The sequence below is a fragment of the uncultured Phyllobacterium sp. genome (genome assembly GCF_902479695.1).
Lineage (GTDB): Bacteria > Pseudomonadota > Alphaproteobacteria > Rhizobiales > Rhizobiaceae > Phyllobacterium > Phyllobacterium calauticae.
Map to the genome: position 1 here is coordinate 90,892 of NZ_CABSQF010000014.1, position 24,541 is coordinate 115,432.

23 protein-coding genes and 1 pseudogene are annotated in these 24,541 nt (G+C 59.8%); 19 read left to right on the forward strand and 5 right to left on the reverse strand.

All coding sequences use genetic code 11. The features are described 5' to 3' along the window. Nucleotides 1-543 (forward strand): D-Ala-D-Ala carboxypeptidase family metallohydrolase, encoded by a 543-nt coding sequence (locus tag RDL77_RS10950; protein WP_288192830.1) that lies wholly within the window; start codon nucleotides 1-3, stop codon nucleotides 541-543. Nucleotides 544-553: 10 nt separating this feature from the next. Here the strand turns inward: RDL77_RS10950 and RDL77_RS10955 are convergent, their stop codons facing one another. Further along, the gene (locus RDL77_RS10955) at nucleotides 554-1,219 is read right to left on the reverse strand and encodes a YggS family pyridoxal phosphate-dependent enzyme (RefSeq protein WP_288192831.1); all 666 of its coding nucleotides are present in this window, start codon (nucleotides 1,217-1,219) and stop codon (nucleotides 554-556) included. A gap of 119 nt (nucleotides 1,220-1,338) precedes the next feature. On the opposite strand from RDL77_RS10955, the gene leuS reads away from it, so the two are divergent. From leuS to RDL77_RS11010, 11 genes are all read left to right on the forward strand, one after another. Further along, nucleotides 1,339-3,969: a leucine--tRNA ligase gene (gene leuS / locus RDL77_RS10960; protein WP_288192832.1), complete on the forward strand. Its 2,631-nt coding sequence runs from the start codon at nucleotides 1,339-1,341 to the stop codon at nucleotides 3,967-3,969. Beyond that, the gene (lptE, locus tag RDL77_RS10965; protein WP_288192833.1) at nucleotides 3,956-4,537 is read left to right on the forward strand and encodes an LPS assembly lipoprotein LptE; all 582 of its coding nucleotides are present in this window, start codon (nucleotides 3,956-3,958) and stop codon (nucleotides 4,535-4,537) included. Before leuS ends, lptE begins: the two co-directional genes overlap by 14 nt. A 22-nt stretch (nucleotides 4,538-4,559) precedes the next feature. After that, entirely contained in the window at nucleotides 4,560-5,720 is a 1,161-nt protein-coding gene (locus RDL77_RS10970) for an AAA family ATPase (protein WP_223613809.1), read from the forward strand. Nucleotides 5,721-5,868: 148 nt separating this feature from the next. Beyond that, nucleotides 5,869-6,876, forward strand: a complete 1,008-nt coding sequence (gene tauA, locus RDL77_RS10975; RefSeq protein ID WP_288192834.1) for a taurine ABC transporter substrate-binding protein — start codon at nucleotides 5,869-5,871, stop codon at nucleotides 6,874-6,876. Nucleotides 6,877-6,987: 111 nt separating this feature from the next. Continuing rightward, entirely contained in the window at nucleotides 6,988-7,761 is a 774-nt protein-coding gene (locus RDL77_RS10980) for a taurine ABC transporter ATP-binding protein (RefSeq protein WP_288192835.1), read from the forward strand. Then, the gene (gene tauC / locus RDL77_RS10985; RefSeq protein ID WP_288192836.1) at nucleotides 7,758-8,609 is read left to right on the forward strand and encodes a taurine ABC transporter permease TauC; all 852 of its coding nucleotides are present in this window, start codon (nucleotides 7,758-7,760) and stop codon (nucleotides 8,607-8,609) included. The genes RDL77_RS10980 and tauC overlap by 4 nt, the downstream gene beginning before the upstream one ends. Nucleotides 8,610-8,828: 219 nt before the next feature. Beyond that, nucleotides 8,829-9,785: an aliphatic sulfonate ABC transporter substrate-binding protein gene (locus tag RDL77_RS10990; RefSeq protein WP_288192837.1), complete on the forward strand. Its 957-nt coding sequence runs from the start codon at nucleotides 8,829-8,831 to the stop codon at nucleotides 9,783-9,785. A 59-nt stretch (nucleotides 9,786-9,844) separates the two neighbouring features. Further along, the gene (gene ssuD / locus RDL77_RS10995; RefSeq protein ID WP_288192838.1) at nucleotides 9,845-11,014 is read left to right on the forward strand and encodes an FMNH2-dependent alkanesulfonate monooxygenase; all 1,170 of its coding nucleotides are present in this window, start codon (nucleotides 9,845-9,847) and stop codon (nucleotides 11,012-11,014) included. Further along, nucleotides 11,011-11,790, forward strand: a complete 780-nt coding sequence (locus tag RDL77_RS11000) for an ABC transporter permease subunit (protein ID WP_288192839.1) — start codon at nucleotides 11,011-11,013, stop codon at nucleotides 11,788-11,790. The genes ssuD and RDL77_RS11000 overlap by 4 nt, the downstream gene beginning before the upstream one ends. 9 nt (nucleotides 11,791-11,799) lie before the next feature. After that, complete coding sequence (locus tag RDL77_RS11005) at nucleotides 11,800-12,600, forward strand: ATP-binding cassette domain-containing protein (protein WP_288192840.1); 801 nt, start codon at nucleotides 11,800-11,802, stop codon at nucleotides 12,598-12,600. A gap of 50 nt (nucleotides 12,601-12,650) precedes the next feature. Further along, complete coding sequence (locus RDL77_RS11010) at nucleotides 12,651-13,661, forward strand: isopenicillin N synthase family oxygenase (protein ID WP_288192841.1); 1,011 nt, start codon at nucleotides 12,651-12,653, stop codon at nucleotides 13,659-13,661. Between the two features lie 106 nt (nucleotides 13,662-13,767). Here the strand turns inward: RDL77_RS11010 and fsa are convergent, their stop codons facing one another. Beyond that, nucleotides 13,768-14,421, reverse strand: coding sequence for a fructose-6-phosphate aldolase (fsa, locus tag RDL77_RS11015; RefSeq protein ID WP_223613800.1), 654 nt, complete (start codon nucleotides 14,419-14,421; stop codon nucleotides 13,768-13,770). A 91-nt stretch (nucleotides 14,422-14,512) separates the two neighbouring features. Here fsa and RDL77_RS11020 point away from each other — a divergent pair, with 91 nt between their 5' ends. The 7 genes from RDL77_RS11020 to RDL77_RS11050 all read left to right on the forward strand — a co-directional run bounded on the left by RDL77_RS11020 (nucleotide 14,513) and on the right by RDL77_RS11050 (nucleotide 22,444). Further along, nucleotides 14,513-16,696, forward strand: coding sequence for a primosomal protein N' (locus RDL77_RS11020; RefSeq protein ID WP_288192842.1), 2,184 nt, complete (start codon nucleotides 14,513-14,515; stop codon nucleotides 16,694-16,696). A gap of 42 nt (nucleotides 16,697-16,738) precedes the next feature. Continuing rightward, nucleotides 16,739-17,128 (forward strand): DUF4345 family protein, encoded by a 390-nt coding sequence (locus tag RDL77_RS11025; RefSeq protein WP_223614129.1) that lies wholly within the window; start codon nucleotides 16,739-16,741, stop codon nucleotides 17,126-17,128. A gap of 233 nt (nucleotides 17,129-17,361) precedes the next feature. Then, on the forward strand, nucleotides 17,362-17,922 hold the full coding sequence (locus RDL77_RS11030) for a F0F1 ATP synthase subunit delta (RefSeq protein WP_223613798.1): 561 nt from the start codon (nucleotides 17,362-17,364) through the stop codon (nucleotides 17,920-17,922). Then, the gene (gene atpA, locus RDL77_RS11035; protein WP_182548638.1) at nucleotides 17,922-19,451 is read left to right on the forward strand and encodes a F0F1 ATP synthase subunit alpha; all 1,530 of its coding nucleotides are present in this window, start codon (nucleotides 17,922-17,924) and stop codon (nucleotides 19,449-19,451) included. Before RDL77_RS11030 ends, atpA begins: the two co-directional genes overlap by 1 nt. Before the next feature lie 19 nt (nucleotides 19,452-19,470). Continuing rightward, nucleotides 19,471-20,349: a F0F1 ATP synthase subunit gamma gene (locus RDL77_RS11040; RefSeq protein ID WP_288192843.1), complete on the forward strand. Its 879-nt coding sequence runs from the start codon at nucleotides 19,471-19,473 to the stop codon at nucleotides 20,347-20,349. An 18-nt stretch (nucleotides 20,350-20,367) separates the two neighbouring features. Beyond that, the gene (gene atpD / locus RDL77_RS11045; protein ID WP_288192844.1) at nucleotides 20,368-21,945 is read left to right on the forward strand and encodes a F0F1 ATP synthase subunit beta; all 1,578 of its coding nucleotides are present in this window, start codon (nucleotides 20,368-20,370) and stop codon (nucleotides 21,943-21,945) included. A 91-nt stretch (nucleotides 21,946-22,036) separates the two neighbouring features. Beyond that, nucleotides 22,037-22,444: a F0F1 ATP synthase subunit epsilon gene (locus RDL77_RS11050; RefSeq protein ID WP_288192845.1), complete on the forward strand. Its 408-nt coding sequence runs from the start codon at nucleotides 22,037-22,039 to the stop codon at nucleotides 22,442-22,444. A gap of 80 nt (nucleotides 22,445-22,524) precedes the next feature. Here the strand turns inward: RDL77_RS11050 and RDL77_RS11055 are convergent, their stop codons facing one another. The 3 genes and pseudogenes from RDL77_RS11055 to RDL77_RS11065 all read right to left on the reverse strand — a co-directional run. Next, the gene (locus RDL77_RS11055; RefSeq protein WP_288192846.1) at nucleotides 22,525-23,043 is read right to left on the reverse strand and encodes an RNA pyrophosphohydrolase; all 519 of its coding nucleotides are present in this window, start codon (nucleotides 23,041-23,043) and stop codon (nucleotides 22,525-22,527) included. 38 nt (nucleotides 23,044-23,081) lie between these two features. Then, the gene (locus RDL77_RS11060) at nucleotides 23,082-24,224 is read right to left on the reverse strand and encodes a divergent polysaccharide deacetylase family protein (RefSeq protein ID WP_288192847.1); all 1,143 of its coding nucleotides are present in this window, start codon (nucleotides 24,222-24,224) and stop codon (nucleotides 23,082-23,084) included. A 99-nt stretch (nucleotides 24,225-24,323) separates the two neighbouring features. After that, nucleotides 24,324-24,541: pseudogene (locus tag RDL77_RS11065) on the reverse strand (peptidase S41); the annotation flags it as partial.

A 24,541-nucleotide genomic window follows, 5' to 3' on the forward strand; every position in this document is an offset into this window, starting at 1 on the left:
ATGACGATGTTACCCTTGCGCGGCGTTGTGTTTCGCGCAAAATCCGCCTCTCTGGCGATTGCCCTGTTCGGGCTCACTTTTGCCTATCCCGCCACTGCCGGCACGCTGCCGGAACCGGCCAATCCCTGGAAACGGCTTGGTGCACACCTCTTTGACGAAGAGCATGCGCATCTGCTCGGCGATTCCCTGTTCGACAAGATCAATCCGCTCGTGCTTGCGGCCATGCCGCGCGGCAAATCCTATATTCAGTACAAGGCCCCGGCCAATTGCGTGCCGGAACGGCTCAAGCACGTCTTGAACCGAGTTTCGGCAGCCTATGGCCCGATCACCGTCAATTCGACCGTGCGGTCACGCAATGCCAACCGCAAGGCAGGCGGGCGGGAAAAGTCCTACCATCTGAGCTGCCAGGCCGTTGATTTCCGTGTGCATGGAAGCGCGTCCGGCCTGCTGCAGCATCTGTCAGGCAGCAAGGAAGTCGGTGGTTTCAAGCGTTATCCCGCTGGCTATTATCACATCGATACGGGACCGCGCCGCAGCTGGTGACGACAGCGTCTCAGGTTCGGCTGCCGAAAATGGCCGAGCCGATGCGCACGGATGTCGCGCCAAAGCCGACGGCGGTCTCGTAGTCGCCCGACATGCCCATGGAGAGCTTTTCCACGCCGGCTTCCTGCGCGATCTTTTCCAGAAGGGCAAAGTGCGGGCCAGGGTTCTCATCCGCCGGAGGGATGCACATCAGGCCTTCTATGGCCAGCCCGTGCACCATGCGGCAGCGCTCGACAAAGGCGACGGCTTCCTTCGGCTCGATCCCGGCTTTCTGCGGTTCGGAGCCGGTATTGACCTGAACGTAGAGCTTGGGAAACCGGTTCTGCTTCTTCATTTCGCCGGCAAGGGCTGCGGCGATCTTTTCCCGGTCAACCGTTTCGATGACATCAAACAGCGCAACGGCGTCTTCACTCTTGTTTGATTGCAGCGGCCCGATGAGATGAAGGTCTATACCCGCATAGTCCTCGCGCAAACCGGGCCACTTTGATTGCGCTTCCTGAACCCGGTTTTCCCCGAAAACACGCTGTCCGGCGTCCAGAACAGGGCGAATCTCTGCTGCGTCAAAGGTTTTCGATACGGCAACGAGTGTCACCGAGCCTTCCCTACGGTTGGCTTCCGCTTCGGCTTTCGCAATGGCTTTGCGAATGGCAAGAAGGTTTTCAACGGCGGTCGACATGGTCAAGCGTGTCCTTTTTGATGCAGTTTCGGCCAAACCCTCATTGTCAATGGTTGACGCTCTGGTCAATCCATGGTGAAGGTCCGCCCATCACTATCCTTTGCAAGAGAATCCCGTTCATGGCAACCGAACGATACAATCCCCGCGTAGCCGAGAAGCATTGGCAAAAGGTTTGGGACGAAGCCAAGCTTTTCGAAACCGACAATGACGATCCGCGCGACCCCTACTACGTGCTTGAGATGTTCCCCTATCCGTCGGGACGCATCCACATGGGGCATGTGCGCAACTATGCCATGGGTGACGTCGTAGCCCGCTACAAACGCGCCAAGGGATTCAATGTTCTCCACCCGATGGGATGGGACGCCTTCGGCATGCCGGCAGAAAACGCGGCGATGCAGAACAAGGTTCATCCCAAGGAATGGACCTACCAGAACATCGCGACAATGCGCAGCCAGCTGAAGTCCATGGGTCTTTCGCTGGACTGGTCGCGCGAATTCGCCACCTGCGATGTCGAATATTACCACCGCCAGCAGATGCTGTTCCTCGACTTTGTCGAGAAGGGGCTGGTGACGCGCAAATCTTCCAAGGTCAACTGGGACCCCGAGGACATGACGGTGCTTGCCAACGAGCAGGTCATCGATGGCCGCGGATGGCGCTCCGGCGCGCTGGTGGAGCAGCGCGAACTGACGCAGTGGTTTTTCAAAATCACCGATTTCAATGAAGAGTTGCTGAGCGCTCTGGATGGTCTCGATCAGTGGCCGGACAAGGTGCGGCTGATGCAGCGCAACTGGATTGGCAAGTCCGAAGGCATGCTGATCCGCTGGGCGCTGGACACTCAATCGCAGATCGGTGGCGAGACCGAGGTCGAGGTCTATACGACGCGGCCCGATACGCTGTTCGGTGCATCGTTCCTGGCCATTGCGGCGGATCATCCGCTGGCGAAAAAAGCGGCAGAGAACAATCCCGCCCTGGCTGAATTCAACGATGAATGCCGACGTGCGGGTACATCTCTGGCTGCGCTGGAAACGGCGGAAAAGCGGGGTTTCGATACGGGCCTGCGCGTCAAACATCCTCTTGATGAGAACTGGACACTGCCGGTCTTTGTCGCGAATTTCGTGTTGATGGATTACGGTACGGGCGCGATTTTCGGCTGCCCGTCCGGCGATCAGCGCGATCTGGATTTTGCCAACAAGTATGGCCTGCCTGTCGTGGCTGTTGTCATGCCGGAGGGCGGCGATGCGGCCACATTCCAGATCACCGAAACCGCTTATGTTGATGATGGCGTGATGATCAATTCGCGCTTCCTCGATGGGTTGTCGCCCGCAGCGGCCTTTGACGCGGTTGCCAAGCTTCTGGAAGAACAAACAATCGGCGGCCGTCCGCAGGGCGAGCGCAAGGTGAATTTCCGCCTGCGCGACTGGGGCATCTCGCGCCAGCGCTACTGGGGCTGCCCGATCCCGATGATTCATTGCGACGATTGCGGCGTTGTTCCGGTTCCCAAGGCTGATCTGCCGGTGAAACTGCCGGATGACGTGGAATTCGATCGTCCGGGTAACCCGCTCGACCGGCACCCAACGTGGCGGCATGTCAATTGCCCGCAATGCAGCAAGGCGGCCCGGCGCGAAACCGACACGATGGATACATTTGTCGATTCGTCCTGGTATTTTGCCCGCTTCACCGCGCCGTGGGAGAACGAACCGACCGATCCGAAAGTGGCCAATCACTGGCTGCCGGTCGATCAGTATATCGGCGGCATTGAGCATGCGATCCTGCATCTGCTCTATTCGCGTTTCTTTACCCGCGCGATGAAAGTTGCGGGGCATCTCGATATCAGCGAGCCGTTCAAGGGACTGTTCACGCAAGGCATGGTCGTGCACGAGACCTACCGGCTTGGCACGGGTGCCAATGGCAACTGGGTCACGCCGGCCGAGGTGCGGCTGGAGGAAAGCAACGGCAAGCGCCGGGCGGTTCTGATCGCCACCGGCGACGAGGTCGAAATCGGCTCCATCGAGAAAATGTCGAAGTCGAAAAAGAACGTTGTCGATCCGGACGACATCATCGCTTCCTATGGCGCCGATACCGCGCGCTGGTTCATGCTGTCGGATTCGCCGCCCGAGCGCGACGTGATCTGGACCGAAGCGGGAGCCGAGGGTGCGCATCGCTTTGTCCAGCGTGTCTGGCGCCTGATCTCCGAAGCAGCGCCGGTCCTGCAGGGAGCGACGGCCGCACCTGCCTTCGACGGCGATGTGGCGGCGATTTCCAAGGCTGCCCACCGGACAGTCAAGGCTGTCGGCGAAGACATCGAAAAACTGGCTTTCAACAAGGCCGTTGCGCGTCTCTATGAACTCGTCAATGTGCTGGCTGCTCCCTTGCAGAAGATCGCCGCAGGGGAAGCCGATGCGACAGCCATCGCTGCCTGCCGCGAAGCAACGGATATGCTGATTGCCATGATCGCGCCGATGATGCCGCATCTGGCCGAGGAATGCTGGAAAGCCCTCAACGGCAGCGGTTTCGTTGCTGATAAGGCCTGGCCGCACCACAACGAAGCGCTGATCGTCGAGAACACCGTCACGATGCCGGTACAGATAAACGGCAAGAAGCGGGGTGATTTGACAATTGCCCGCGATGCGGATCAATTGACGGTCGAAAAGGCCGCTCTCGAACTTGATTTTGTCAAGGTGGTGTTGAACGGTAATCCGCCGAAGAAAGTCATTATCGTACCGCAGAGGATCATCAATGTCGTTGCCTGATCGTTTCCAGCCGGTGTCCGGCTCCAAGCGCTTGCTGTCCGTATGCGTTCTCGGCTTGGCTCTGATCGCCGGCGGTTGCCAGGTTCGCCCGCTCTATTCCAATCCGGGTCCCGTGGCCGGGGCAGGCGCTGGCGTGAGCGGCAGCGTGCAGTCGAAACTTGCCACCATCGCCATTGCGGAAGTGGGCAGCCGTGAAGCACAGCAGGTGCGCAACAATCTGATCTTCATGTTCAATCATGGAGCCGGGCAGCCTGCGAATGCCGCCTATACGCTGCAACTCGGTGTCAGCTACCAGGATCTGTCGCTTGCACTCATCCAGAATGCAACAAACGACAAATCCGGTCAGCCGACCGCCGGTTCGATGCGCATGACTGGCAGCTATACGCTGACACGCATTGCGGACGGCAAGGTCGTCGGCAAGGGCACCCGTCTTGTGACCGCCGACTACGATGCGCCAAGACAGCGCTACGCCGTTCTCCGGGCGCAGCGCGATGCGATCAACCGGGCGGCACGGGAAGTTGCGGAGGCTTTGAACCTCAGCGTTGCGCAGGACATGTCCAAGCTCTAAGAGCATAACGGGGCGCCCCCCAATGCGTCTGATTTCCCTCTCGGCGACCGGTTACCGGTCGCTGCAGTCGATCCGGTTGGATATCCGCCAGCTTGCGGTGTTCGTTGGCGAGAACGGTGTCGGCAAATCCAACCTTTACCGCGCCATGCAGATGATCAAGGCGGCGGCCGAGGGCACGCTTTCCTATGAGATAGCCCGCGAGGGCGGTATGCAATCGGCGCTGTGGACCGGCAAACGCAAACCCGGGCCGGTGCGTATGATCTTCAGCGCTTCCTTCGACGATGACGAGGAAGCGATTCGGACCGGGCATGCGGTGCGCACGGGATTTGCGCCGAGTTACAGCATTGAGATCGGATTGCGGCCTCCGGTCGCGGCGGGCTTTGCTTTCGAACCGCAGATCAAGGAAGAAAGTCTGACAATCGATTCCGGCCGCCGCCCGGTCGAGATGATGGGCCGCAAGGGTCCTGCGGTGTTTGCCCGCGACGATGGTGGCCGGAGAATCGAGCATCCGGTACGCCTGCTTGATTCGGAAACAGCATTGGCGGCGCTCGGCAATGCGGGGCGATATCCCGAAATCGGTGATTTGCGTGCCACCATTCTGGGATGGCGGTTCTACCACGGCTTCCGGACCGACCGCGATTCGCCGGTCAGGCAGCCTGCTCTGGCAATCACCGCGCCGATGCTGGATGAGGACGGCCGCAATCTGGCTGCCGTTTTCGCCACATTGGTGCATATCCGCGGGGATACCGCTGATCTCGACCATTGCATTGCATCGGCTCTCGGCGGTGCGGTGCTCGATGTGCCTGTTCCCAGTGAAACCGCGACGTTCGGTTTGCAGATGCCGGAATTCCCGCAGCGGATTTTCCGGCCCGAAGAGCTTTCAGACGGGCAGATTCGGTTTCTCGCCCTGGCCGGCGCACTGTTGTCCTATCGCCTGCCCCGGCTTATCGCGCTGAACGAGCCGGAGACCAGCCTGCACCCGTCCATGCTTCCCGCCCTGGCGGAAATGATCGCCAATGCCGCGGAACGGACGCAGGTTTGGGTCGTCACCCATTCGCGTATCCTCGCCGATGAAATTGAAGCGCGAACCGGGGCGCGGGCCCTGACGGTGGTGCGCGACCATGGTGCTACGACCATCAAGGGAGTGCGCGTGTCGGGTAGCCATGCCGACGATGACGATTGAGCATCGTTCACCCCCGGATTCTCCGCGAATGCGCCGCCGGGGAAATAATTTTCTTCGTGGGATGGAAACTTGGCAGATCGTAACTCTACAATTCTGGTAGAGATGACCAGAGTTGGAACAGGATTGTTTCAACAGGTCAGGATCACCGATGTTCACCCGCCGTCATTTCCTTGCTGCGACCACTGTTCTTTTCAGTCTCGGAGCATTTGTTTCCGCTCAGGCGGAGGATCTGAAGATCACCATCGGCTATCAGACCGTGGTCGAACCTTCCAAGGTCCCGCAGGCCGATGGTGCCTATGAAAAGGCTGCATCCGCTAAAATCGACTGGCGGAAGTTTGATTCCGGTGCGGATGTCATCGCCGCTGTTGCTTCCGGCTCAGTTGACATCGGTTATGTCGGATCCAGTCCGCTCGCCGCTGCCGCCAGCCGCGAGTTGCCGATCCAGACTATTCTCGTTGTCGGTCTCATCGGGGAATCGGAAGCGCTGGTCGCCCGTAACGGCTCCAATGTCAGCAAGATTGCCGATCTGGCCGGCAAGAAAGTGGCTGTACCCTTCGTTTCAACGACCCACTACAGCCTGCTTGCCGCATTGAAGCATGAAGGCGTCGATTCAAAATCCGTTAATGTCCTCAACCTGCGTCCGCCGGAAATTGCCGCGGCCTGGGAGCGCGGTGATATCGATGCGGCCTATGTGTGGGATCCGGCGCTTGGCCAGATCAGGACCAGCGGCAAAATCATCGTGGATTCCTCGAAAGTGGCGCAGTGGGGTGCGCCGACATTCGATGCCTGGATCGTCCGTACAGAATTTGCCGAAAAACACCCGGATGCCGTGCGTGATTTCGTCAAGGTGACCGGGGCGGCCTATGCCGATTATCTGGCGAAGCCGGAAGCATGGTCAGTGACATCGCCGCAGGCCGAAAAGATCAGCCGTCTGACGGGGGCAAAGGCTGACGACGTGCCGCTTCTGTTGAAGGGCTATGTTTTCCCGACCCTGACGGAGCAGGCATCCTCCAGGTTCCTTGGCGGCGATACGGTCAAGGCCATTGCCGCCACATCGCAATTTCTGAAAGAGCAGGGGAAGATTGACGCTGTCCTTCCTGATTACTCGAAATATGCAACGGCAAAATTCGTGGAGGCGGCACTCGCATCGAACTGAGTTCGAAACCTTGTAACGCGGGGGTGTTCATGTGTTCTTTCCGGTCTTCGGGGTTCCCTCTCCCCCGGAGGTCGGGAAGGCCATGAACGCCGCGTTCAACCGGTAGACCCCATGGCACATCTCCTTCTCGATCATGTCTCCGTGCACTATGATGGTCAGGCGCAGCCTGCTGTCACGCAGGCAAGCATTTCCGTCCAGTCAGGCGATTTCGTCGTCCTGGTTGGCCGGTCCGGTTGCGGCAAGACCACCTTGCTCAATGTTGCGGCCGGACTGGTGCCGCCGACCGGAGGAACCGTGACTGTGGATGGGAAGACCATCACGTCGCCCGGTGCCGATCGCGCCGTTGTCTTCCAGAATGACGCGCTGTTTCCCTGGTTGAACGTGCGTGACAATGTCAGCTTCGCCCTGAAACTGCGCGGTCTGCCTCAACAGGAGAGGGATGCCGCTGCAACGCGTCTGCTCGAACGGGTCAAGCTCGATGGCATCGGCGGCAAGGCGATCTGGGAATTGTCGGGTGGTATGCGCCAGCGGGTCGGTCTCGCCCGGGCATTGTCCGCAGAGCCGGATTTTCTGCTGATGGACGAGCCGCTGGGTGCGCTTGATGCCTTGACGCGTGAGCGCATGCAGACCCTACTTCTCGATATCTGGGCCGCCAACTCGGTCGGCGTTCTGATGGTGACCCACGGTATTGACGAGGCGCTGCTGCTGGCGACGCGGATCGTGGTGCTTGCCCCTGGTCCCGGACGGGTCGTCAGGGAGATTGAGGCTGGTTTCGGCCGCCGCTATGTCGGCGGCGAACCTGTCCGGTCGATCAAGGCAGACCCGGCATTCAATCAAGCGCGTGCCGAGCTCGAAGATTCCATTTTCGAAGGAGAGGCGGCATGACGCTCTCCGTTGAAATCAGCCGGGATATTCCTGTTGAAAGCGCCACGGAGCGACCAGACGGCAAAAGGGTAAAGCCTTCGGCGAAAAGGACGGCCCGCATTGCCAGCGCGGCAACCATTGCCAGTTTGGTGCTTGTCTGGATCGTCGCGGCGCATTTCAAACTGGTTTCTCCGGTTTTTCTGCCTGCGCCCTCGGCGGTGCTGTGGAAGTTCTATTCCGTCGCAACCAATGGCTTTGTCGACGCCACGCTGTGGCAGCACCTGCTTGCAAGCCTGCTGCGGGTGTTCGCGGCCCTGCTGCTTGCACTGATAGTCGCTGTTCCCGCAGGCATCGCGATCGGTGTCAGCGCCATCGGGCGCGGTATTTTCGATCCTATTATCGAATTCATCCGGCCCATTCCGCCACTGGCCTATCTGCCGCTGGTCATCATCTGGTTCGGTATAGGCGAGCCGTCAAAAATCCTGGTGATTGCCATTGCCATGCTGGCACCGATTGCCATTTCCACCGCCGCCGGTGTCAAAGGCGCTTCGCTCGACCGGGTCAACGCGGCGCGCGCACTCGGTGCCACGCGGTCGCAGGTCGTCCGCCACGTGATTTTGCCCAGTGCACTGCCCTCCATCCTGACCGGATTGCGCATTGCGCTTGGGGCGGGATGGTCGACGCTGGTTGCAGCGGAACTGGTGGCTGCCACGCGCGGTCTTGGGTTCATGATCCAGTCTGCCGCACAATTCCTGGTCACTGACGTGGTCATCATGGGCATTTTCGTCATCGCCATTGTCGCTTTCATCCTGGAAATCGGGATCAGGCGGCTGGAACGTAAATTGGCACCCTGGGCTGGCCGGGAATAGATAACTCCCGCCGGCGGAAAGGTGTTGCGGGAAACCGCTTGGCCTTTGCTTCGGCTTGCGCGACGCCGAGAAAACCAATCCGCATGCGGCTCATTATACGAAATATATTTTCTCTATAGAAATAGTCGAGTTGAATAGCATTGGGCCATTCCTGATCACGGGAGGGTCATTGGTATAATCCTGACGATGCTCTGCCAAACCAAAGAATTGCGAGAGCCCATGCCCAACCTGACGCGCAGACTATTCGGTGCCCTTGTCCTTGCAGCAACGGCCATCGCGGCAACGGCATCCCATGCAGCCGAATCGCTGCAGGAGTACAAGATCGGCTTTCAGAAGACGAGCCTGCCGGTCATTGCCCAGCAACAGAAGGTGATTGAAAAAGTTCTGGAGCCCAAAGGTATCAAGGTCAAATGGGTCGAGTTTACTGCTGGCCCGCCCCTGGTCGAGGCGCTGAATGTCGGCAGCATCAATGTCGGATGGGTCGGCGATGCCCCGCCGATCTTCGGGCAGTCCGCAGGCTCGGCCATTGTCTATGTCGCTGCCCTGCCATCCAATGGCAAAGGCGAAGCGATCTTCGTCAAGCCGGCTTCCCCGATCCAGTCCCTGGCCGATCTGAAAGGCAAGAAGGTCGGCGTCGGCAAGGGAACCAGCGCGCATAATCTGCTCGTGGCTGCGCTTGAGAAAGCACACGTCAGCTATGACGAGATTACCCCGGTTTATTTGAGCCCTGCGGATGCCGCAGCGGCCTTTGCCAGCGACAAGATCGATGCCTGGGCGGTCTGGGATCCGTTCTTTGCCATTGCCGAGACCCGCTATCAGCCGCGTATTCTCGCGCGTTCCAGCGAGGTGCTCGACGTCAACACCTATTTTCTGGCCAATCGCGACTTTGCCGCCGCGCATCCCGATGTCGTGACCACGACCGTTGCCGCCCTGAAGGAAGCCGCTGCATGGGCCGAGGCGAACAAGGACAAGGTGGCAGCGGCACTGCATGAGGTCACCGGCGTTCCGCTCGAAGCCCAAACCATCGCCGCAAACCGGTCGGTGTTCGGCATCTTCCCGATCACGCCTGAGATCATCGCGCATCAGCAGGAAACGGCCGACCGCTTCTTCAAGCTGAAGCTGATCCCCAAAGCCATCAAGATTTCCGATGCCGTCTGGGCGGCCCCCGGCAACTGAACGGAACAACCGGGGATGCGGAAATCGTCCCGTACCATGGAAAGAACTGGAACCACGCCATGACGCAGCCAGCAAATACCACACCAGCCCCGCTTGATTTCTTCTGGTTCATCCCCACCCATGGGGACGGAACCTATCTCGGTTCGGAAGCGCAGCAGCGGCCGCCCGAGTTTGCCTATTTCAAGGAGATCGCCCAGGCCGTGGACCGGCTGGGTTTCCCCGGCGTGCTGCTGCCGACGGGGCAAAGCTGTGAGGATTCCTGGATTACCGCGACGGGTCTTGCCGCCCATACGGAGCGGCTGAAGTTCCTGGTGGCGCTGCGTCCCGGCATTGTCTCGCCTGTTTTTGCCGCCCGGCAGACCGCTGCGCTCGACCGGCTCAGCAATGGGCGTCTGCTGCTCAACGTCGTCGTCGGCGGCAACCCAACGGAGCTGGCCGGTGATGGCGTTTTCCTGCCGCATGACCAGCGTTACGAACAGGCAGCCGAGTTCCTGAAAATCTGGCAGGGCCTGGTGACCGGCGAGACCGTCGATTTTGAAGGCAGGCATTATCGGGTTCAGGGCGGGCGGCTCGATCTGCTGCCGGTGCAGACGCCGCCTCCGCTTTACTTCGGCGGCTCGTCCGATGCCGGTCAGGATCTGGCGGCCGAGCAGGTGGACATGTACCTGACCTGGGGTGAGCCGGTGGCACAGGTCGCCGAGAAGATCGAGCGGGCGCGCAGGAAGGCCGCACTCAAGGGCCGCACGCTGCGGTTCGGCATAAGGCTGCATTTCATCGTGCGCGAAACCGAAGACGAGGCCTGGGCCGCGGCTGACAGGCTGATCAGCCGCGTGACCGACGCCCAGATCGAGATTGCACAGCAGCGCTTTCTTAAGGAAATGGATTCCGTCGGCCAGCGCCGCATGGCGGAGCTGCATGGCGGACGCCGTGACAGGCTGCTTGTCGGCCCCAATCTGTGGGCGGGCGCCGGACTGGTTCGCGGCGGGGCGGGTACCGCCCTTGTCGGCAGTCCCGAAAGCATTGCCGCACGCATCCGCGAATATCAGGACGTGGGTATCGATACGGTGATCGGCTCCGGTTATCCGCATCTTGAAGAAGCCTACCGCGTTGCCGAGTTGCTGTTCCCGAAACTGGGATTGGGCGAGCGCAGAAACACACCCCGGCAGGAGATCGCCAACGAATTCGCCGTTGGTTTCCACGGTGCCAAACGGCTGCAGGCGGCCTCATGAGCAGGGCGCTTCAGTCCATTGGCCGCAGCGCCGTAGGCTGGCTTCTTCCGGCCCTGTTGCTGGCCGGGTGGGAAATTGCATCACGTGCCGGTGTCATCTCGGCCAATGTCCTGCCGGCACCTTCAGCCGTGGGCGCCGCCTTCTGGAAGCTGCTTCTGTCAGGTGAACTGCTGGAAAATATCCGCATATCCACGCTGCGCGCCTTGAGCGGCTTCGTTGTGGGCGGCGCCATCGGTTTTGGCCTTGGCCTTGCCAATGGCCTCTCCGCGCTCAGCCGCGGGCTCACCGATACGACCATCCAGATGATCCGCAATATCCCGCATCTGGCCCTTATCCCGCTGGTGATTTTGTGGTTCGGCATCGACGAGGAAGCAAAACTGTTTCTGGTCGCGCTTGGCGTTTTCTTTCCGATCTATATCAACACGCTCCTTGGCATTCAGGGCGTCGACCCGCAACTGGTTGAAATGGGCCGCATTTACGGCATGTCCCGTTCGCAGCTGTTCATGCGGGTTATCCTGCCGGGCGCCCTGCCGTCGATTTTCGTCGGGCTGCGCTATGCGCTGGGGATCATGTGGCTGACGCTGATCGTGGCCGAGACGATCTCCGCATCCTCCGGTCTCGGCTATATGGCCATGCAGGCGCGGGAATTTCTGCTGATCGATGTGGTTGTCCTGTCGATCCTGATCTATGCGCTCCTCGGAAAACTCGCCGATGCCCTGGCGCGTTCCCTTGAGCGGCTTTCCCTGCAATGGCACCCGGCCTTTCAAAACGTGTGAGGAACGACGATGACCGCAGCAACCATCACCGCCCGCCAATCCTTTGCTGAAACCACGGCCCGCGCCACCGTAACGGCACGCAGGATCACCTTCTCGTTCCGTAACGTTACCAAACGCTTCGGCGACAAGACCGTGCTGCAGGGGATCGATCTTGACGTGCATGACGGCCAGTTCGTTGCCGTTATCGGCAAAAGCGGCTGCGGAAAGAGCACATTGCTGCGGTTGCTGGCCGGGCTCGACAAGCCGACATCCGGCGAGCTGGTTCATGCCGATGAAACGAAGGATCAGAAGCGCACGCGCATCATGTTCCAGGAGCCGCGGCTGCTGCCGTGGGCGCGGGTTGGTGCCAATGTGGATGTCGGATTGACCGGCATCGCCCGCGGCTCGGAGGTTCGGCAGAAAAGTCTCGATATTCTTGCGGAAGTGGGACTTGCCGATCGCAGCGAAGAGTGGCCCTCTGTGCTGTCGGGTGGTCAACGGCAGCGCGTGGCCCTGGCGCGCGCCTTGGTCGGGCACCCCCGCATTCTGGCTCTGGACGAGCCGCTTGGTGCGCTGGATGCCCTGACCCGCATTGAAATGCAGCAATTGCTGGAACGTATCTGGCTCAACAAGAAATTCACGGCGGTGCTGGTGACGCACGATGTGGCGGAAGCCGTTGCGCTGGCGGATCGTGTCGTCGTCATCGATAGCGGCCGGATCGCCCTTGATCTGGCCATTCCGGTGGAGCGGCCGCGGCGGCATGCCTCGCCGGAACTCGCCTTTTTCGAGCGCCAGATTCTGGACCAGCTTTACACACAAAGAACATCTTGAAGTTGAATGCATCGGGATAGACAATCGGATTGCATGCGGAGACCTGAACGATGAGCGCCCTACCCAAAACCGACACCTTGCCAACACTCGATTTCGGGCGTTATCGCGATCCCGAGGAACGGGAAGCCTTCTTCGAGGACTTGCGCCATGCAGCACGACTCTATGGCTTTTTCTATCTGAGCGGCCATGGCGTCGCCGAACAGCTGCAAAGGGATATCGTTGCTGTTTCCAAGCGGTTCTTTGCCTTGCCGGAGGAGGACAAGATTGCCGTGGAAATGGTCAATTCACCGCATTTCCGCGGTTATACCCGTGCGGGTTGGGAACGGACCAGGGGACAGGCGGACTGGCGCGAACAGTTTGACGTGGGCGCGGAGCGGGCCGTTATCCAGCAGGATGCAACAACACCTTCGTGGTCGCGGCTGCAGGGCCCCAATCAATGGCCGGATAGCCTGCCCGACCTGAAATCCATCGTGCTGGAGTGGCAGAGCGAGCTGACGCGGGTTGCCATCGAGCTGCTGCAGGCCTTTGCAACGGCGCTCGGGCAGGAAAAGGATGTTTTCGCGCCCATCTACGAAAAGGCGCCCAATCAGCACCTGAAGATCATCCGCTATCCCGGCCGCGATGCAACCGGCAGCGATCAAGGTGTTGGCGCGCACAAGGACAGCGGGTTTCTGACCCTGCTGCTGCAGGATGTGCAGGGCGGCCTGCAGGTGGAAAAGGATGGCGGCTGGATCGATGCCACACCGGTTCCCGGTACGTTCGTCATCAATATCGGTGAAATTCTCGAACTGGCATCGAATGGCTATCTCAAGGCGACCGTGCACCGCGTCGTCTCACCGCCGTCGGGCAAGGACCGGCTGTCGGTGGCGTTCTTCTTCGGCGCCGATCTCAACGCCAATGTGCCGTTGCTGACACTGCCGGACGATCTTGCGCGGGAGGCGGGCGGTGCCGATACGGACCCTGACAATCCGCTGTTCCGGGAAGTCGGGCGCAATTATCTCAAGGGACGCCTGCGCTCGCATCCCGATGTCGCGCAGCGCCATCACGCCGATCTGCTGTAGTCCCGCAGTACAGGCGGGAAGGACCGGATTTCCCAGCCTTCGCCAAATCAAAACGCCCGCAGGTCATCACCGGCGGGCGTTCCATTTTGAAAGCTATCTGCCTTGATCAGGCGATCTTCTGACCGGTCTTGGCCCAGTCGGCGAGGAAGGTCTCGAGACCCTTGTCGGTCAGCGGATGCTTGACCAGCGCCTTCAGTGTTGCCGGTGGGATGGTGGCAACGTCGGCACCGATCAGTGCGGCTTCCTTGACATGGTTGATCGTGCGGATCGAAGCCGCCAGGATTTCCGTCTTGTAGTCGTAGTTGTCATAGATCGTGCGGATTTCGGCGATCAGATCCATGCCGTTGATGCCGATGTCATCGATGCGGCCGATGAACGGCGAGATGAATGTTGCACCGGCCTTGGCGGCAAGCAGCGCCTGGGTGGCGGAGAAGCACAGCGTGACGTTGACCATATGGCCATCGGAGGTGAGCGCCTTGCAAGCCTTCAAACCATCGAGTGTCAGCGGAACCTTGATGCAGATATTGTTGGCGATCTTGGAAAGAACCGCCGCTTCCTTCATCATCTGCTCATATTCGACAGCAGTAACCTCTGCGGAAACCGGGCCATCGACGATGCTGCAGATTTCCTTGGTGACGTCGAGGATACTGCGACCGGATTTGAGGATCAGCGACGGATTGGTGGTCACGCCGTCGAGCAATCCGAGATCATTCAGTTCGCGGATATCCTTCACATCGGCAGTATCGACAAAAAATTTCATTGGAGCAGTCCTCCTTAAATGGGGCTAAAGGGATGGTGTCCCGGAAAAGTGGCTTTTCTTTAAACGAAAGCCGCGCCAAGGTCACGAGGTTATGAAGCAAGATTCGCCTTCCGCGCAAAAAATTGTTCCGGTGCTCGTGCCTTTGCCGGCAGCGAAACCTTACAGCTATTCCGTGCCTGATGGAATGGTCGTGAAAGCCGGCTCAATTGTTCGTGTTCCCCTTGGTCCCCGCGAGGTTGCAGGCATTGTAACCGAGGGCGCGACCGATTCGGTTGATGCGAAAAAGCTGCGGCCGATCTCGGAGCTTTTCGATTGTCCTCCGGTCGATGATGGCATGATGCGCTTCATGCGCTGGGCCGCCGATTATACGATCTCGCCGCCGGGCATGGTGGCCCGGATGATCCTGCGCGTGCCTGCGGCCTTCGATCCCGAGCCGCCGGTGCCGGGGTTGCGTTTTTCCGGCCAACAGCCTGAGCGGATGACCGGTGCACGCTCGCGCGTGCTTGAACTGGCCGGGGATGGTCTTGCCTGGACGCGCACTGGCCTTGCCCACGCGGCCGGGGTTTCCGCAACGGTGATTGACGGGCTTTCGGCGCAGGGGGTGTTCGAGGACGTCATGATCCCGGCGCGTCCCGTCGTTGCGCCGCCCGATCCGGATTATGCGCCCGCCGAACTCTCCGGTGATCAGGCCGATGCCGCAAGGCAGCTGGTGGATGCGGTTTCGGCGCGCGGGTTCTCTGTGTCCCTGCTGGATGGCGTGACCGGTTCCGGCAAGACGGAAGTTTATTTCGAAGCGGTGGCAAAAGCGATCGAGCAGGGAAAGCAGGTGCTGATTCTTTTGCCCGAAATCGCCCTGACGCAGCAGTTTCTCGAGCGCTTCCATGATCGATTCGGCTCAAAGCCGGCGGAATGGCATTCCGATCTCGCCCCGAAAACGCGCGAGCGGGTCTGGCGGCAGGTGATGGAAGGGCAGGTGCGGGTTGTCGCGGGCGCGCGCTCGGCGCTGTTCCTGCCCTTCCAGGATCTGGGTCTTATCATTGTCGATGAAGAGCATGACCCTGCCTACAAGCAGGAGGACCGTGTTTTCTACAATGCCCGCGACATGGCAGTGGTTCGCGGCCATATCGGCAGCTTTCCCGTCATCCTGGCTTCCGCCACACCATCCGTCGAGAGCCAGGTCAATGCGCTGCAGGGGCGCTATACCCGCATCCGCCTGACCGGGCGTTACGCGGAGGCGGCGATGCCGGATCTGAAAGCCATCGACATGCGCCGCTCGCCGCCGCGTCCCGGTGGTTTCCTGTCCCCTGCGCTGGTCGAGGCGATGAACCAGACCTTGCAGCGCAAGGAACAGTCACTGCTGTTTCTCAACCGCCGCGGCTATGCGCCCCTGACCCTGTGCCGGGTGTGCGGGCATCGTTTTCAATGCCCCTGCTGCTCAAGCTGGCTGGTCGAGCACCGGTTTCGCGGCCAGCTTGTCTGCCATCAATGCGGCCATCACGAAGCGCGACCGGAGGCTTGCCCCTCCTGCGGCACATTGGATCATCTCGTCGCCTGCGGGCCGGGTGTCGAACGTATTGCGGAGGAGGCGGAAAAAACCTTTCCCGATGCGCGGATCATTGTCCTGTCATCCGATCTGATGGGCGTGAAACGGCTGCGCCTCGAACTGGATGCCATTGCACGCGGCGAGGCGGATATTGTTATTGGTACGCAGCTCGTCGCCAAGGGGCACAACTTTCCCAATATGACGCTGGTGGGCGTCGTCGATGCGGATCTGGGCCTTGCCAATGGCGACCCCCGGGCGGCGGAGCGGACATTCCAGTTGCTGAGCCAGGTGACGGGTCGTGCCGGACGCACCGGCAAGAAAAGCCTGGGATTGCTGCAAACCTACCAGCCGGATCATCCGGTCATGCGCGCCATTGTCTCCGGCGATGCGGAGGCCTTCTACGCGCGCGAAATCGAGGAGCGGGAACGGTCCGGCCTGCCGCCCTATGGCAGGCTCGGTGCCCTTATCATTTCAGCGGGAACGCGGGCGGAAGCGGAAAACCATGCGCGCGCGCTACGCCGTGCAGCGCCGCACTCGCCCGAGATCAATGTTCTGGGGCCCGCCGAAGCGCCGCTTGCCCTTATCCGCGGGCGGCATCGTTTCCGGCTGCTGATTCACGGAACGCGCAAGGCTGATATCCAGAACTTCATTCGCGCCATTCTGAGTGCCGGACCAAAAGAGCGTGGATCAGTGCGCGTGCAGATTGATATCGACCCGCAAAGCTTTCTATAAGCAAACAGCGGAAATGGTTAACGCAGCGGGGACGCGGAAATGATGGAATTGTATTGGCCAGCCAGTCAGGGCGAATGGATCGCCTGGAGTTCTGCCGCCGTTACGGTTGTCTTCGGCCTGATCCTGTTCTTTGCGCCGCGCATTGCATTCAGGATTCTGCGCCTGCAACCTGTTCCGGCGCATCCGGAAGCGCTGTCCGAGGCGCGTGCGACAATGGCCGGCTTCTATCTGGGGCTTGGGCTTTGCGCCCTTGTCTTTGCACAGCCTTTCCTCTGGATCGCGCTCGGCGTCTCCTGGGGCTTCACGGTTTTCGGCCGGCTGATCTCGATGATGTCGGACCGCGGCAATACGCTTTACAACTGGATTTCCGTTCTGATCGAACTGGCGCTGGCAGCCGGCCCATTGCTGTTCGCCTTCGGCTTTATCGCCTAGATATAGTTGAGTAGGTCATTCATAAAATTGCTGCTGCGGCAATTCTGACGCCAGTTTTCGCGGATTCGCGTGTTGCGACTCCTGCTTCTCTATGCTAGACGGCATTCAAATCTCGTCGGGGGCAGTTTCAGGGTTGTTTCCAAGGCGATAAAAAATCAATAATGCCAAAGATTTGACCGAAAATTCCTTTTGGTTTACCGATTTTTGGCTTCAACGCAGAGAGCTTGTCGTTCGTGGCAGAAACTTCGTCGCTCATATCCGGTGTTGCCCAGCGTTATGCGGGTTCGCTGTTCGACCTCGCGCTGGAAGCAAAATCAGTCGCTGATGTGGAAAAGAATCTGGGCCAGTTTGAGGCGCTCGTCAATGGCAGCGCCGATTTGAGGCGTCTCATTCAGAGCCCTGTTTTCTCCGCGGAAGATCAGGTCAAGGCTATTTCGGCGATCCTCGCCAAAGCCAAGATCGGCGGCCTCGTCGCCAACTTCCTGCGTGTCGTGGCGACGAACCGCCGTCTGTTCGCGGTGCCTTCCATGATCCAGGCTTTCCGCAACATCGCTGCGGAGAATCGCGGCGAGGTTTCGGCCGATGTTACTTCTGCGCATGCCCTGACGGCAGCGCAGCAAACTGAATTGAAGGCCACGCTGAAAAGCGTCGCCGGCAAGGACGTGACAATCAATGTCACTGTTGATCCGTCGATCCTTGGTGGTCTCATCGTCAAGTTGGGGTCCCGCCAGATCGACACTTCACTTCGCACAAAACTTTCTTCGCTTAAGCTTGCACTGAAAGAGGTCGGCTGATGGACATCCGCGCCGCGGAAATTTCCGCAATCCTGAAAGAGCAAATCAAGAATTTCGGCAAGGAGGCAGAAGTCTCCGAAGTCGGTCAGGTTCTGTCCGTCGGTGACGGTATTGCTCGTGTATACGGTCTGGACAATGTTCAGGCTGGTGAAATGGTCGAGTTCCCGGACGGTACCCGTGGCATGGCCCTGAACCTTGAAAGCGACAACGTTGGTGTTGTTATTTTCGGTTCGGACCGTGACATCAAGGAAGGTGACATCGTCAAGCGCACAGGCGCTATCGTTGACGTTCCCGTCGGCAAGGAATTGCTTGGCCGCGTCGTTGACGCTCTCGGCAATCCGATTGACGGCAAGGGCCCGATCAAGGCAAAGCAGCGCTCGCGCGTTGACGTCAAGGCGCCCGGCATCATCCCGCGCAAGTCGGTGCATGAGCCTATGTCGACAGGCCTCAAGGCCATCGATGCCCTGATCCCCGTCGGCCGCGGTCAGCGCGAGCTGGTCATTGGCGATCGTCAGACCGGCAAGACAGCGATCATTCTCGATACGTTCCTCAACCAGAAGCCGGCGCACGATGCCGGTAACGAGAGCGAGCGTCTGTATTGCGTTTACGTGGCTATCGGCCAGAAGCGTTCCACCGTTGCCCAGTTCGTCAAGATCCTTGAAGAACGCGGCGCGCTCGAATACTCGATCGTTGTGGCTGCAACCGCTTCCGATCCGGCACCCATGCAGTATCTCGCACCGTTTGCCGGTTGCGCGATGGGCGAATACTTCCGCGACAACGGCATGCATGCGCTGATCGGCTATGACGATCTGTCGAAGCAGGCCGTGGCTTACCGCCAGATGTCGCTGCTGCTGCGCCGCCCGCCAGGCCGCGAAGCCTATCCTGGCGACGTTTTCTACCTGCATTCCCGCCTTCTCGAGCGTTCGGCAAAGCTGAACGACGAAAACGGTGCCGGTTCGCTGACTGCTTTGCCGGTTATCGAAACGCAGGCGAACGACGTTTCCGCCTATATTCCGACCAACGTGATCTCGATCACCGACGGTCAGATCTTCCTCGAAACCAACCTGTTCTATCAGGGTATCCGTCCTGCCGTTAACGTCGGTCTGTCGGTGTCCCGCGTCGGTTCCGCCGCGCAGATCAAGGCGATGAAGCAGGTTGCCGGTTCGATCAAGGGCGAGCTGTCGCAGTATCGTGAAATGGCTGCCTTCGCGCAGTTCGGTTCCGATCTCGATGCGTCGACCCAGCGTCTCCTCAACCGCGGTGCACGCCTTACTGAACTTCTGAAGCAGCCGCAGTTCTCGCCGCTGAAGACGGAAGAGCAGGTTGCCGTGATTTTCGCCGGTGTGAACGGCTATCTCGACAAGCTGGCCGTCAATCAGGTCAGCAAGTTCGAGCAGGGCCTGCTCACATGGCTGCGCACCGAGAACAAGGATGTTCTCGATGCAATCGCCAAGGAAAAGCAGCTGAGCGACGACATCAAGGGCAAGCTGAAGGCTGCAGTTGACGCCTTCGCCAAGTCTTTCGCGTAACCACTGACGGGATGAACGGATGCCTTCGTTAAAGGATCTGAGAAACCGGATCGCCTCGGTCAAGGCGACGCAGAAAATCACCAAGGCGATGCAGATGGTCGCCGCGGCGAAGCTGCGTCGTGCGCAGGAAGCTGCGGAAGCCGCGCGTCCCTACTCACAGCGCATGGCTGCAGTGCTGGCCAATATCGCCGCCAATGTGGACGGCGATGACGCGCCCGTGCTGATGAGCGGCACCGGCAAGGATGATGTGCATCTGCTCATCGTCTGCACGTCGGAGCGTGGTCTCTGCGGTGGTTTCAATTCGCAGATCGCCCGTCTGGCCCGCGAGCATGCACGTCGCCTGCTTGCAGACGGCAAGACGGTCAAGATCATCACTGTCGGCAAGAAGGGCGCGGACATCCTGCGCCGTGATCTCGGCAAGCATATCGTTGACCACGTTGATCTGCGCGATGTGAAGCAGCTTGGCTTTGTCAACGCTGATGCGATCGGTCACAAGATCATCGCCCTTTATAACGAAGGTGCGTTTGACGTTGCGACGCTGTTCTATTCGGAATTCAAGTCGGTGATTTCGCAGATACCGACTGCCCAGCAGCTGATCCCCGCAAGCGCTGTCGGCGATGCCGAACCGGAAACGGCAGGCGATGCGGTTTATGAATATGAGCCGGATCCGGCATCCATTCTTGGTGATCTGATCCCACGCAATATTTCCGTCCAGGTTTTCCGCGCTCTCCTTGAAAACGCGGCATCGGAACAGGGCGCGCGCATGTCCGCCATGGACAACGCAACCCGCAATGCCGGTGACATGATCAACAAGCTGACGATGTCGTACAACCGCCAGCGTCAGGCTCAGATCACCAAAGAACTGATCGAAATCATTTCGGGCGCGGAAGCGCTCTAATCGCGAAGGTAAGGATCGATGGCAAAAGCAGCGACCCCGAAAACACCCGCAGCCGCCAAAGCAGCTGCACCCAAGGCAGCGGCTGCAAAGACCGCTGCTCCGAAGGCTGAGGCAAAGGCTGCTCCTGCAGCAAAGATGGCCAAGGCATCGGCAACGCCAAAGACGACCGTGAAGGCAACCGGCACTGCCGGCCGCATCAGCCAGGTCATCGGCGCCGTTGTGGACGTTCATTTCGAAGGCGAACTGCCAAAGATCCTGAACGCGCTGGAAACCGACAACCTCGGCAATCGCCTTGTTCTGGAAGTTGCCCAGCATCTCGGTGAAAACACTGTTCGCACGATCGCCATGGACTCGACCGAAGGTCTGGTTCGCGGTCAGCCCGTGTACGACACCGGTTCGGCCATCATGGTCCCGGTCGGCGAGGCAACTCTCGGCCGCATCATGAATGTTATCGGCGAGCCGGTTGACGAAGCAGGCCCGATCAAGACCAAGCTGACACGCGCTATCCACCAGTCAGCTCCGGCATATGTCGAGCAGTCGACAGAAGCCCAGATCCTGGTTACCGGCATCAAGGTTATCGATCTGCTGGCGCCTTATGCGCGCGGCGGCAAGATCGGTCTCTTCGGCGGTGCCGGTGTTGGCAAGACGGTTCTGATCATGGAACTGATCAACAACGTGGCGAAGGCGCACGGCGGCTATTCGGTATTTGCCGGTGTGGGTGAACGTACCCGCGAAGGCAACGACCTTTACCACGAAATGATCGAGTCCGGCGTGAACAAGGCTGGCGGCGGTGAAGGCTCCAAGGCCGCACTGGTTTACGGTCAGATGAACGAGCCGCCAGGGGCACGTGCCCGCGTTGCGCTCTCCGGTCTGACGGTTGCGGAACATTTCCGCGATGAAGGCCAGGACGTTCTGTTCTTCGTGGACAATATTTTCCGCTTCACGCAGGCTGGTTCGGAATTGTCGGCGCTGCTCGGCCGTATTCCGTCCGCCGTGGGTTATCAGCCTACGCTGGCAACCGACATGGGCCAGATGCAGGAACGCATCACCACGACGCACAAGGGTTCGATCACATCCGTGCAGGCCATTTACGTGCCCGCCGACGATTTGACCGATCCGGCTCCAGCGACATCCTTCGCGCATCTGGATGCGACGACAAACCTCAACCGTGCGATCTCTGAAAAGGGTATTTATCCGGCTGTGGATCCGCTCGACTCGACATCGCGCATGCTCGATCCGCTGATCGTCGGTGAAGAACACTACCAGATTGCGCGTCAGGTTCAGTCGATCCTGCAGCGTTACAAGTCCCTGCAGGACATCATCGCCATTCTCGGCATGGACGAACTGTCGGAAGAAGACAAGATCACGGTCGCCCGCGCCCGCAAGATCGAACGCTTCCTGTCGCAGCCGTTCTTCGTTGCTGAAATCTTCACCGGCTCGCCGGGCAAGCTGGTTGATCTGGCTGACACCATCAAGGGCTTCAAGGGCCTTTGCAACGGTGACTACGATCACCTGCCGGAAGCAGCATTCTACATGGTCGGCTCGATTGACGAGGCGATCGAAAAGGCACAGCGTCTGGCAGCGGAAGCTGCCTGATCTGGAACATAATGGCGGGCTCCGGCCCGCCCTTTCTTGTCAAGGCCATCCCTTCTATCAGGTCAATGACCGCAGGAATTGAGTGAATATCATGGCAGAAGCCTTCCATTTCGAACTCGTATCGCCAGAACGTCTGCTGCTCTCGGAACAGGTCACCGAAGTTGTGGTTCCAGGCACGGAAGGTTACATGACCGTGATGGCCCATCACGCGCCACTGATGGCCACCGTCAAGCCGGGCGTTGTCACCGTGAAGACGCAGGATGGCAAGCCGGACAGCTATGTCGTGTTCGGCGGCTTCGTCGATGTGACGCCGGATGGCTGCACGCTCCTCGCGGAATCGGCGGTACACGTCACTGATATAAAGGCTGATGAACTTCAGAACCGTATCAAGGACGCCCGCGAAGACTTCGAAGACGCGACGACACGCGAGCAGAAGGCCAAGGCGGAAGATCTTCTTGGCCAGCTGACGACGCTGCAGGAAGCCATCAAGGCTGCCTGACCGGTTTCAAATCGCTGATACTGACGAAAGCGGGCTTTTGGCCCGCTTTTTTGTTGTTTCAATTGCGCTTGAGCCGCGGGTCAACCTGCCAGATGCTTGAACGCAGCGACAACCTGCTCATAGACGGTGCGCTTGAACGGCACGATAAGGTCGGGCAGCTCGGTCATGGGTTTCCATGCCCAAGCGTCGAATTCAGCGGTGTGACCACCCGGAGGCGGGTTGATCGCGATCTCGCTTTCATCGCCGGTAAATTCGTAGGCGAACCACTTCTGTGTCTGGCCGCGATACTTTCCCTTCAGGGCGATTCCGACAAGCGCGGGCGGCAGGTCATAGTTGATCCAGTTCGGCGCCTCGGCCAGCAGGGAAACGGTTTTCATGCCCGTTTCCTCGTAGAGTTCGCGGCGGGCCGCAATTTCCGCGTCCTCGCCTTTGTCGATGCCACCTTGGGGCATCTGCCATAGCTGGGTCGACCCATCCATTTCATCATTGGGTATGACAATGCGATGGCCCACCCAGACGAGTTTATCGGCATTGAGCACCATAATGCCGACGCAGGGCCGGTAGGGGAGCGTCTCGGGGTCGACATGTTTCTTGCTCATGCGAATACTCCGCTGGATGATGGGATAGTGATGGGTGCCTAGCCCTTTTCAGGATCGCGGACAAGGGCCGAAACCGGTACGATCTCGATGCCGCGGGTCTTGGCTTCGTTGGTCCATGCGGCCACCGCATCCACGGTCACGCTGAAGGCCGAACCGGTTCCGATCGCCGTGCCCTTGGCTCGGGCGATACGCTCCAGCTCATCCAGTTTCTTGAGGATGCTACCCCGGTCCTGCGTGCCATCAATCAGTACATCGGCGGCAGCAAAGGGCGTTCCCTGCTGACTGGCGATGGTGTCGGCCTGGCTGCGCGCGGAGCTGCCGTCATCGAGATAGAGCAGCCCGCGTTTTGCAATATCCTGCATGACAGGCGTCATGGCTTTGGCATCCGCGGTAAAGCGGGCCCCCATGTAGTTTATGATGCCGGTGTAATTGGTTATGCGGCCCATGGCCTTGTGCAGATTGTCCAAAGTCTCGGCGGCGGGCGCATCGACCGTCAAGGTGTTGCGGCCGGGATTGACCCGCGGGTAGTCAAAAGGCTCAAGCGGCACCTGCATCAGCAGTTCATGGCCATTCTGGCGGGCCGTCTGCATCCACCGGATGAGGCTGTTGCCTTCAGGCGCAAAAGCCAGCGTCACCTCCGCCGGGAGCGTTGCGATTGCCTGCTGTGTGCCGGTCTGGGACATGCCGAGCCCGCCAATGACGAGGGCGATTCGCGCGCCGCGGGCGCCCGACCATGACCGCGCATAGACATCGAGTGGCCGTCGTCCGTCCGGCCCGATGACTGGCAGAGAGCCGAGCGCAGTTGTCTCCAGCAGATCCCGGTCGGGAATATGGGCGGTCAGCGGATTCTGGCTCGCTCTGGCGGGATCGCCTACGACGATGATTTTCGGGCCGCCGGGACTGGTGGTAACATTTCCCTGCGTGACGACGCCTGCGGGGGCCTTGTCGGATGCTGGTATCGTCTTGGCCGGGGCTGGCGGAGTTACCGCTACCTGTTCGGGCTTTTCCATTTCCGGAGGCGGATTGCGAAATCCGTGATTGCTGGTGAACGAGATCAGCAGCGCGGCACCTCCCACCCCCAGCACGGCAATGGCCGGCAAGAGCCAGCGAGCGCCAGCCTTCGGTTTGTCCTTGGGCCGTTTGCTGTTTTGTCCCAGCGGCCTGTTGATGTCGGAATTCACGCGCTTTGGCCGATGAGGAGGATGAAACGGAAGGAATGATCGGTGGGAAATGAAGTGGGGACCAGGTGTGTAAGAGCCAGCCTGATCCCCTTTGTCATATCAGTTCGGTACGCCCTTGGACGGGTCTGCCGGGAATGCGGCATTGGCCTGTTCGCCGCGCAGCAGCTTCAGGGCTTCGATCAGTTGCAGGTCATCCTTCGGATCCGGCGGGACATAGGCAATCGAACCCGATCCTTCCGCATCCTCCTGAACGCCCTTGATATGGCCCTTCAGGCTGGATTCGCTCATCGGTTCGGCCCGGCCCTTCAGATCGTCCG

Bases quoted from the DNA above. Each gene is read 5' to 3' on its own strand.
- RDL77_RS10950 (WP_288192830.1), top strand. From the start codon at position 1: ATGACGATGTTACCCTTGCGCGGCGTTGTGTTTCGCGCAAAATCCGCC.
- RDL77_RS10955 (WP_288192831.1), bottom strand. From the start codon at position 1,219: ATGTCGACCGCCGTTGAAAACCTTCTTGCCATTCGCAAAGCCATTGCG.
- leuS (WP_288192832.1), top strand. From the start codon at position 1,339: ATGGCAACCGAACGATACAATCCCCGCGTAGCCGAGAAGCATTGGCAA.
- lptE (WP_288192833.1), top strand. From the start codon at position 3,956: ATGTCGTTGCCTGATCGTTTCCAGCCGGTGTCCGGCTCCAAGCGCTTG.
- RDL77_RS10970 (WP_223613809.1), top strand. From the start codon at position 4,560: ATGCGTCTGATTTCCCTCTCGGCGACCGGTTACCGGTCGCTGCAGTCG.
- tauA (WP_288192834.1), top strand. From the start codon at position 5,869: ATGTTCACCCGCCGTCATTTCCTTGCTGCGACCACTGTTCTTTTCAGT.
- RDL77_RS10980 (WP_288192835.1), top strand. From the start codon at position 6,988: ATGGCACATCTCCTTCTCGATCATGTCTCCGTGCACTATGATGGTCAG.
- tauC (WP_288192836.1), top strand. From the start codon at position 7,758: ATGACGCTCTCCGTTGAAATCAGCCGGGATATTCCTGTTGAAAGCGCC.
- RDL77_RS10990 (WP_288192837.1), top strand. From the start codon at position 8,829: ATGCCCAACCTGACGCGCAGACTATTCGGTGCCCTTGTCCTTGCAGCA.
- ssuD (WP_288192838.1), top strand. From the start codon at position 9,845: ATGACGCAGCCAGCAAATACCACACCAGCCCCGCTTGATTTCTTCTGG.
- RDL77_RS11000 (WP_288192839.1), top strand. From the start codon at position 11,011: ATGAGCAGGGCGCTTCAGTCCATTGGCCGCAGCGCCGTAGGCTGGCTT.
- RDL77_RS11005 (WP_288192840.1), top strand. From the start codon at position 11,800: ATGACCGCAGCAACCATCACCGCCCGCCAATCCTTTGCTGAAACCACG.
- RDL77_RS11010 (WP_288192841.1), top strand. From the start codon at position 12,651: ATGAGCGCCCTACCCAAAACCGACACCTTGCCAACACTCGATTTCGGG.
- fsa (WP_223613800.1), bottom strand. From the start codon at position 14,421: ATGAAATTTTTTGTCGATACTGCCGATGTGAAGGATATCCGCGAACTG.
- RDL77_RS11020 (WP_288192842.1), top strand. From the start codon at position 14,513: ATGAAGCAAGATTCGCCTTCCGCGCAAAAAATTGTTCCGGTGCTCGTG.
- RDL77_RS11025 (WP_223614129.1), top strand. From the start codon at position 16,739: ATGGAATTGTATTGGCCAGCCAGTCAGGGCGAATGGATCGCCTGGAGT.
- atpA (WP_182548638.1), top strand. From the start codon at position 17,922: ATGGACATCCGCGCCGCGGAAATTTCCGCAATCCTGAAAGAGCAAATC.
- RDL77_RS11040 (WP_288192843.1), top strand. From the start codon at position 19,471: ATGCCTTCGTTAAAGGATCTGAGAAACCGGATCGCCTCGGTCAAGGCG.
- atpD (WP_288192844.1), top strand. From the start codon at position 20,368: ATGGCAAAAGCAGCGACCCCGAAAACACCCGCAGCCGCCAAAGCAGCT.
- RDL77_RS11050 (WP_288192845.1), top strand. From the start codon at position 22,037: ATGGCAGAAGCCTTCCATTTCGAACTCGTATCGCCAGAACGTCTGCTG.
- RDL77_RS11055 (WP_288192846.1), bottom strand. From the start codon at position 23,043: ATGAGCAAGAAACATGTCGACCCCGAGACGCTCCCCTACCGGCCCTGC.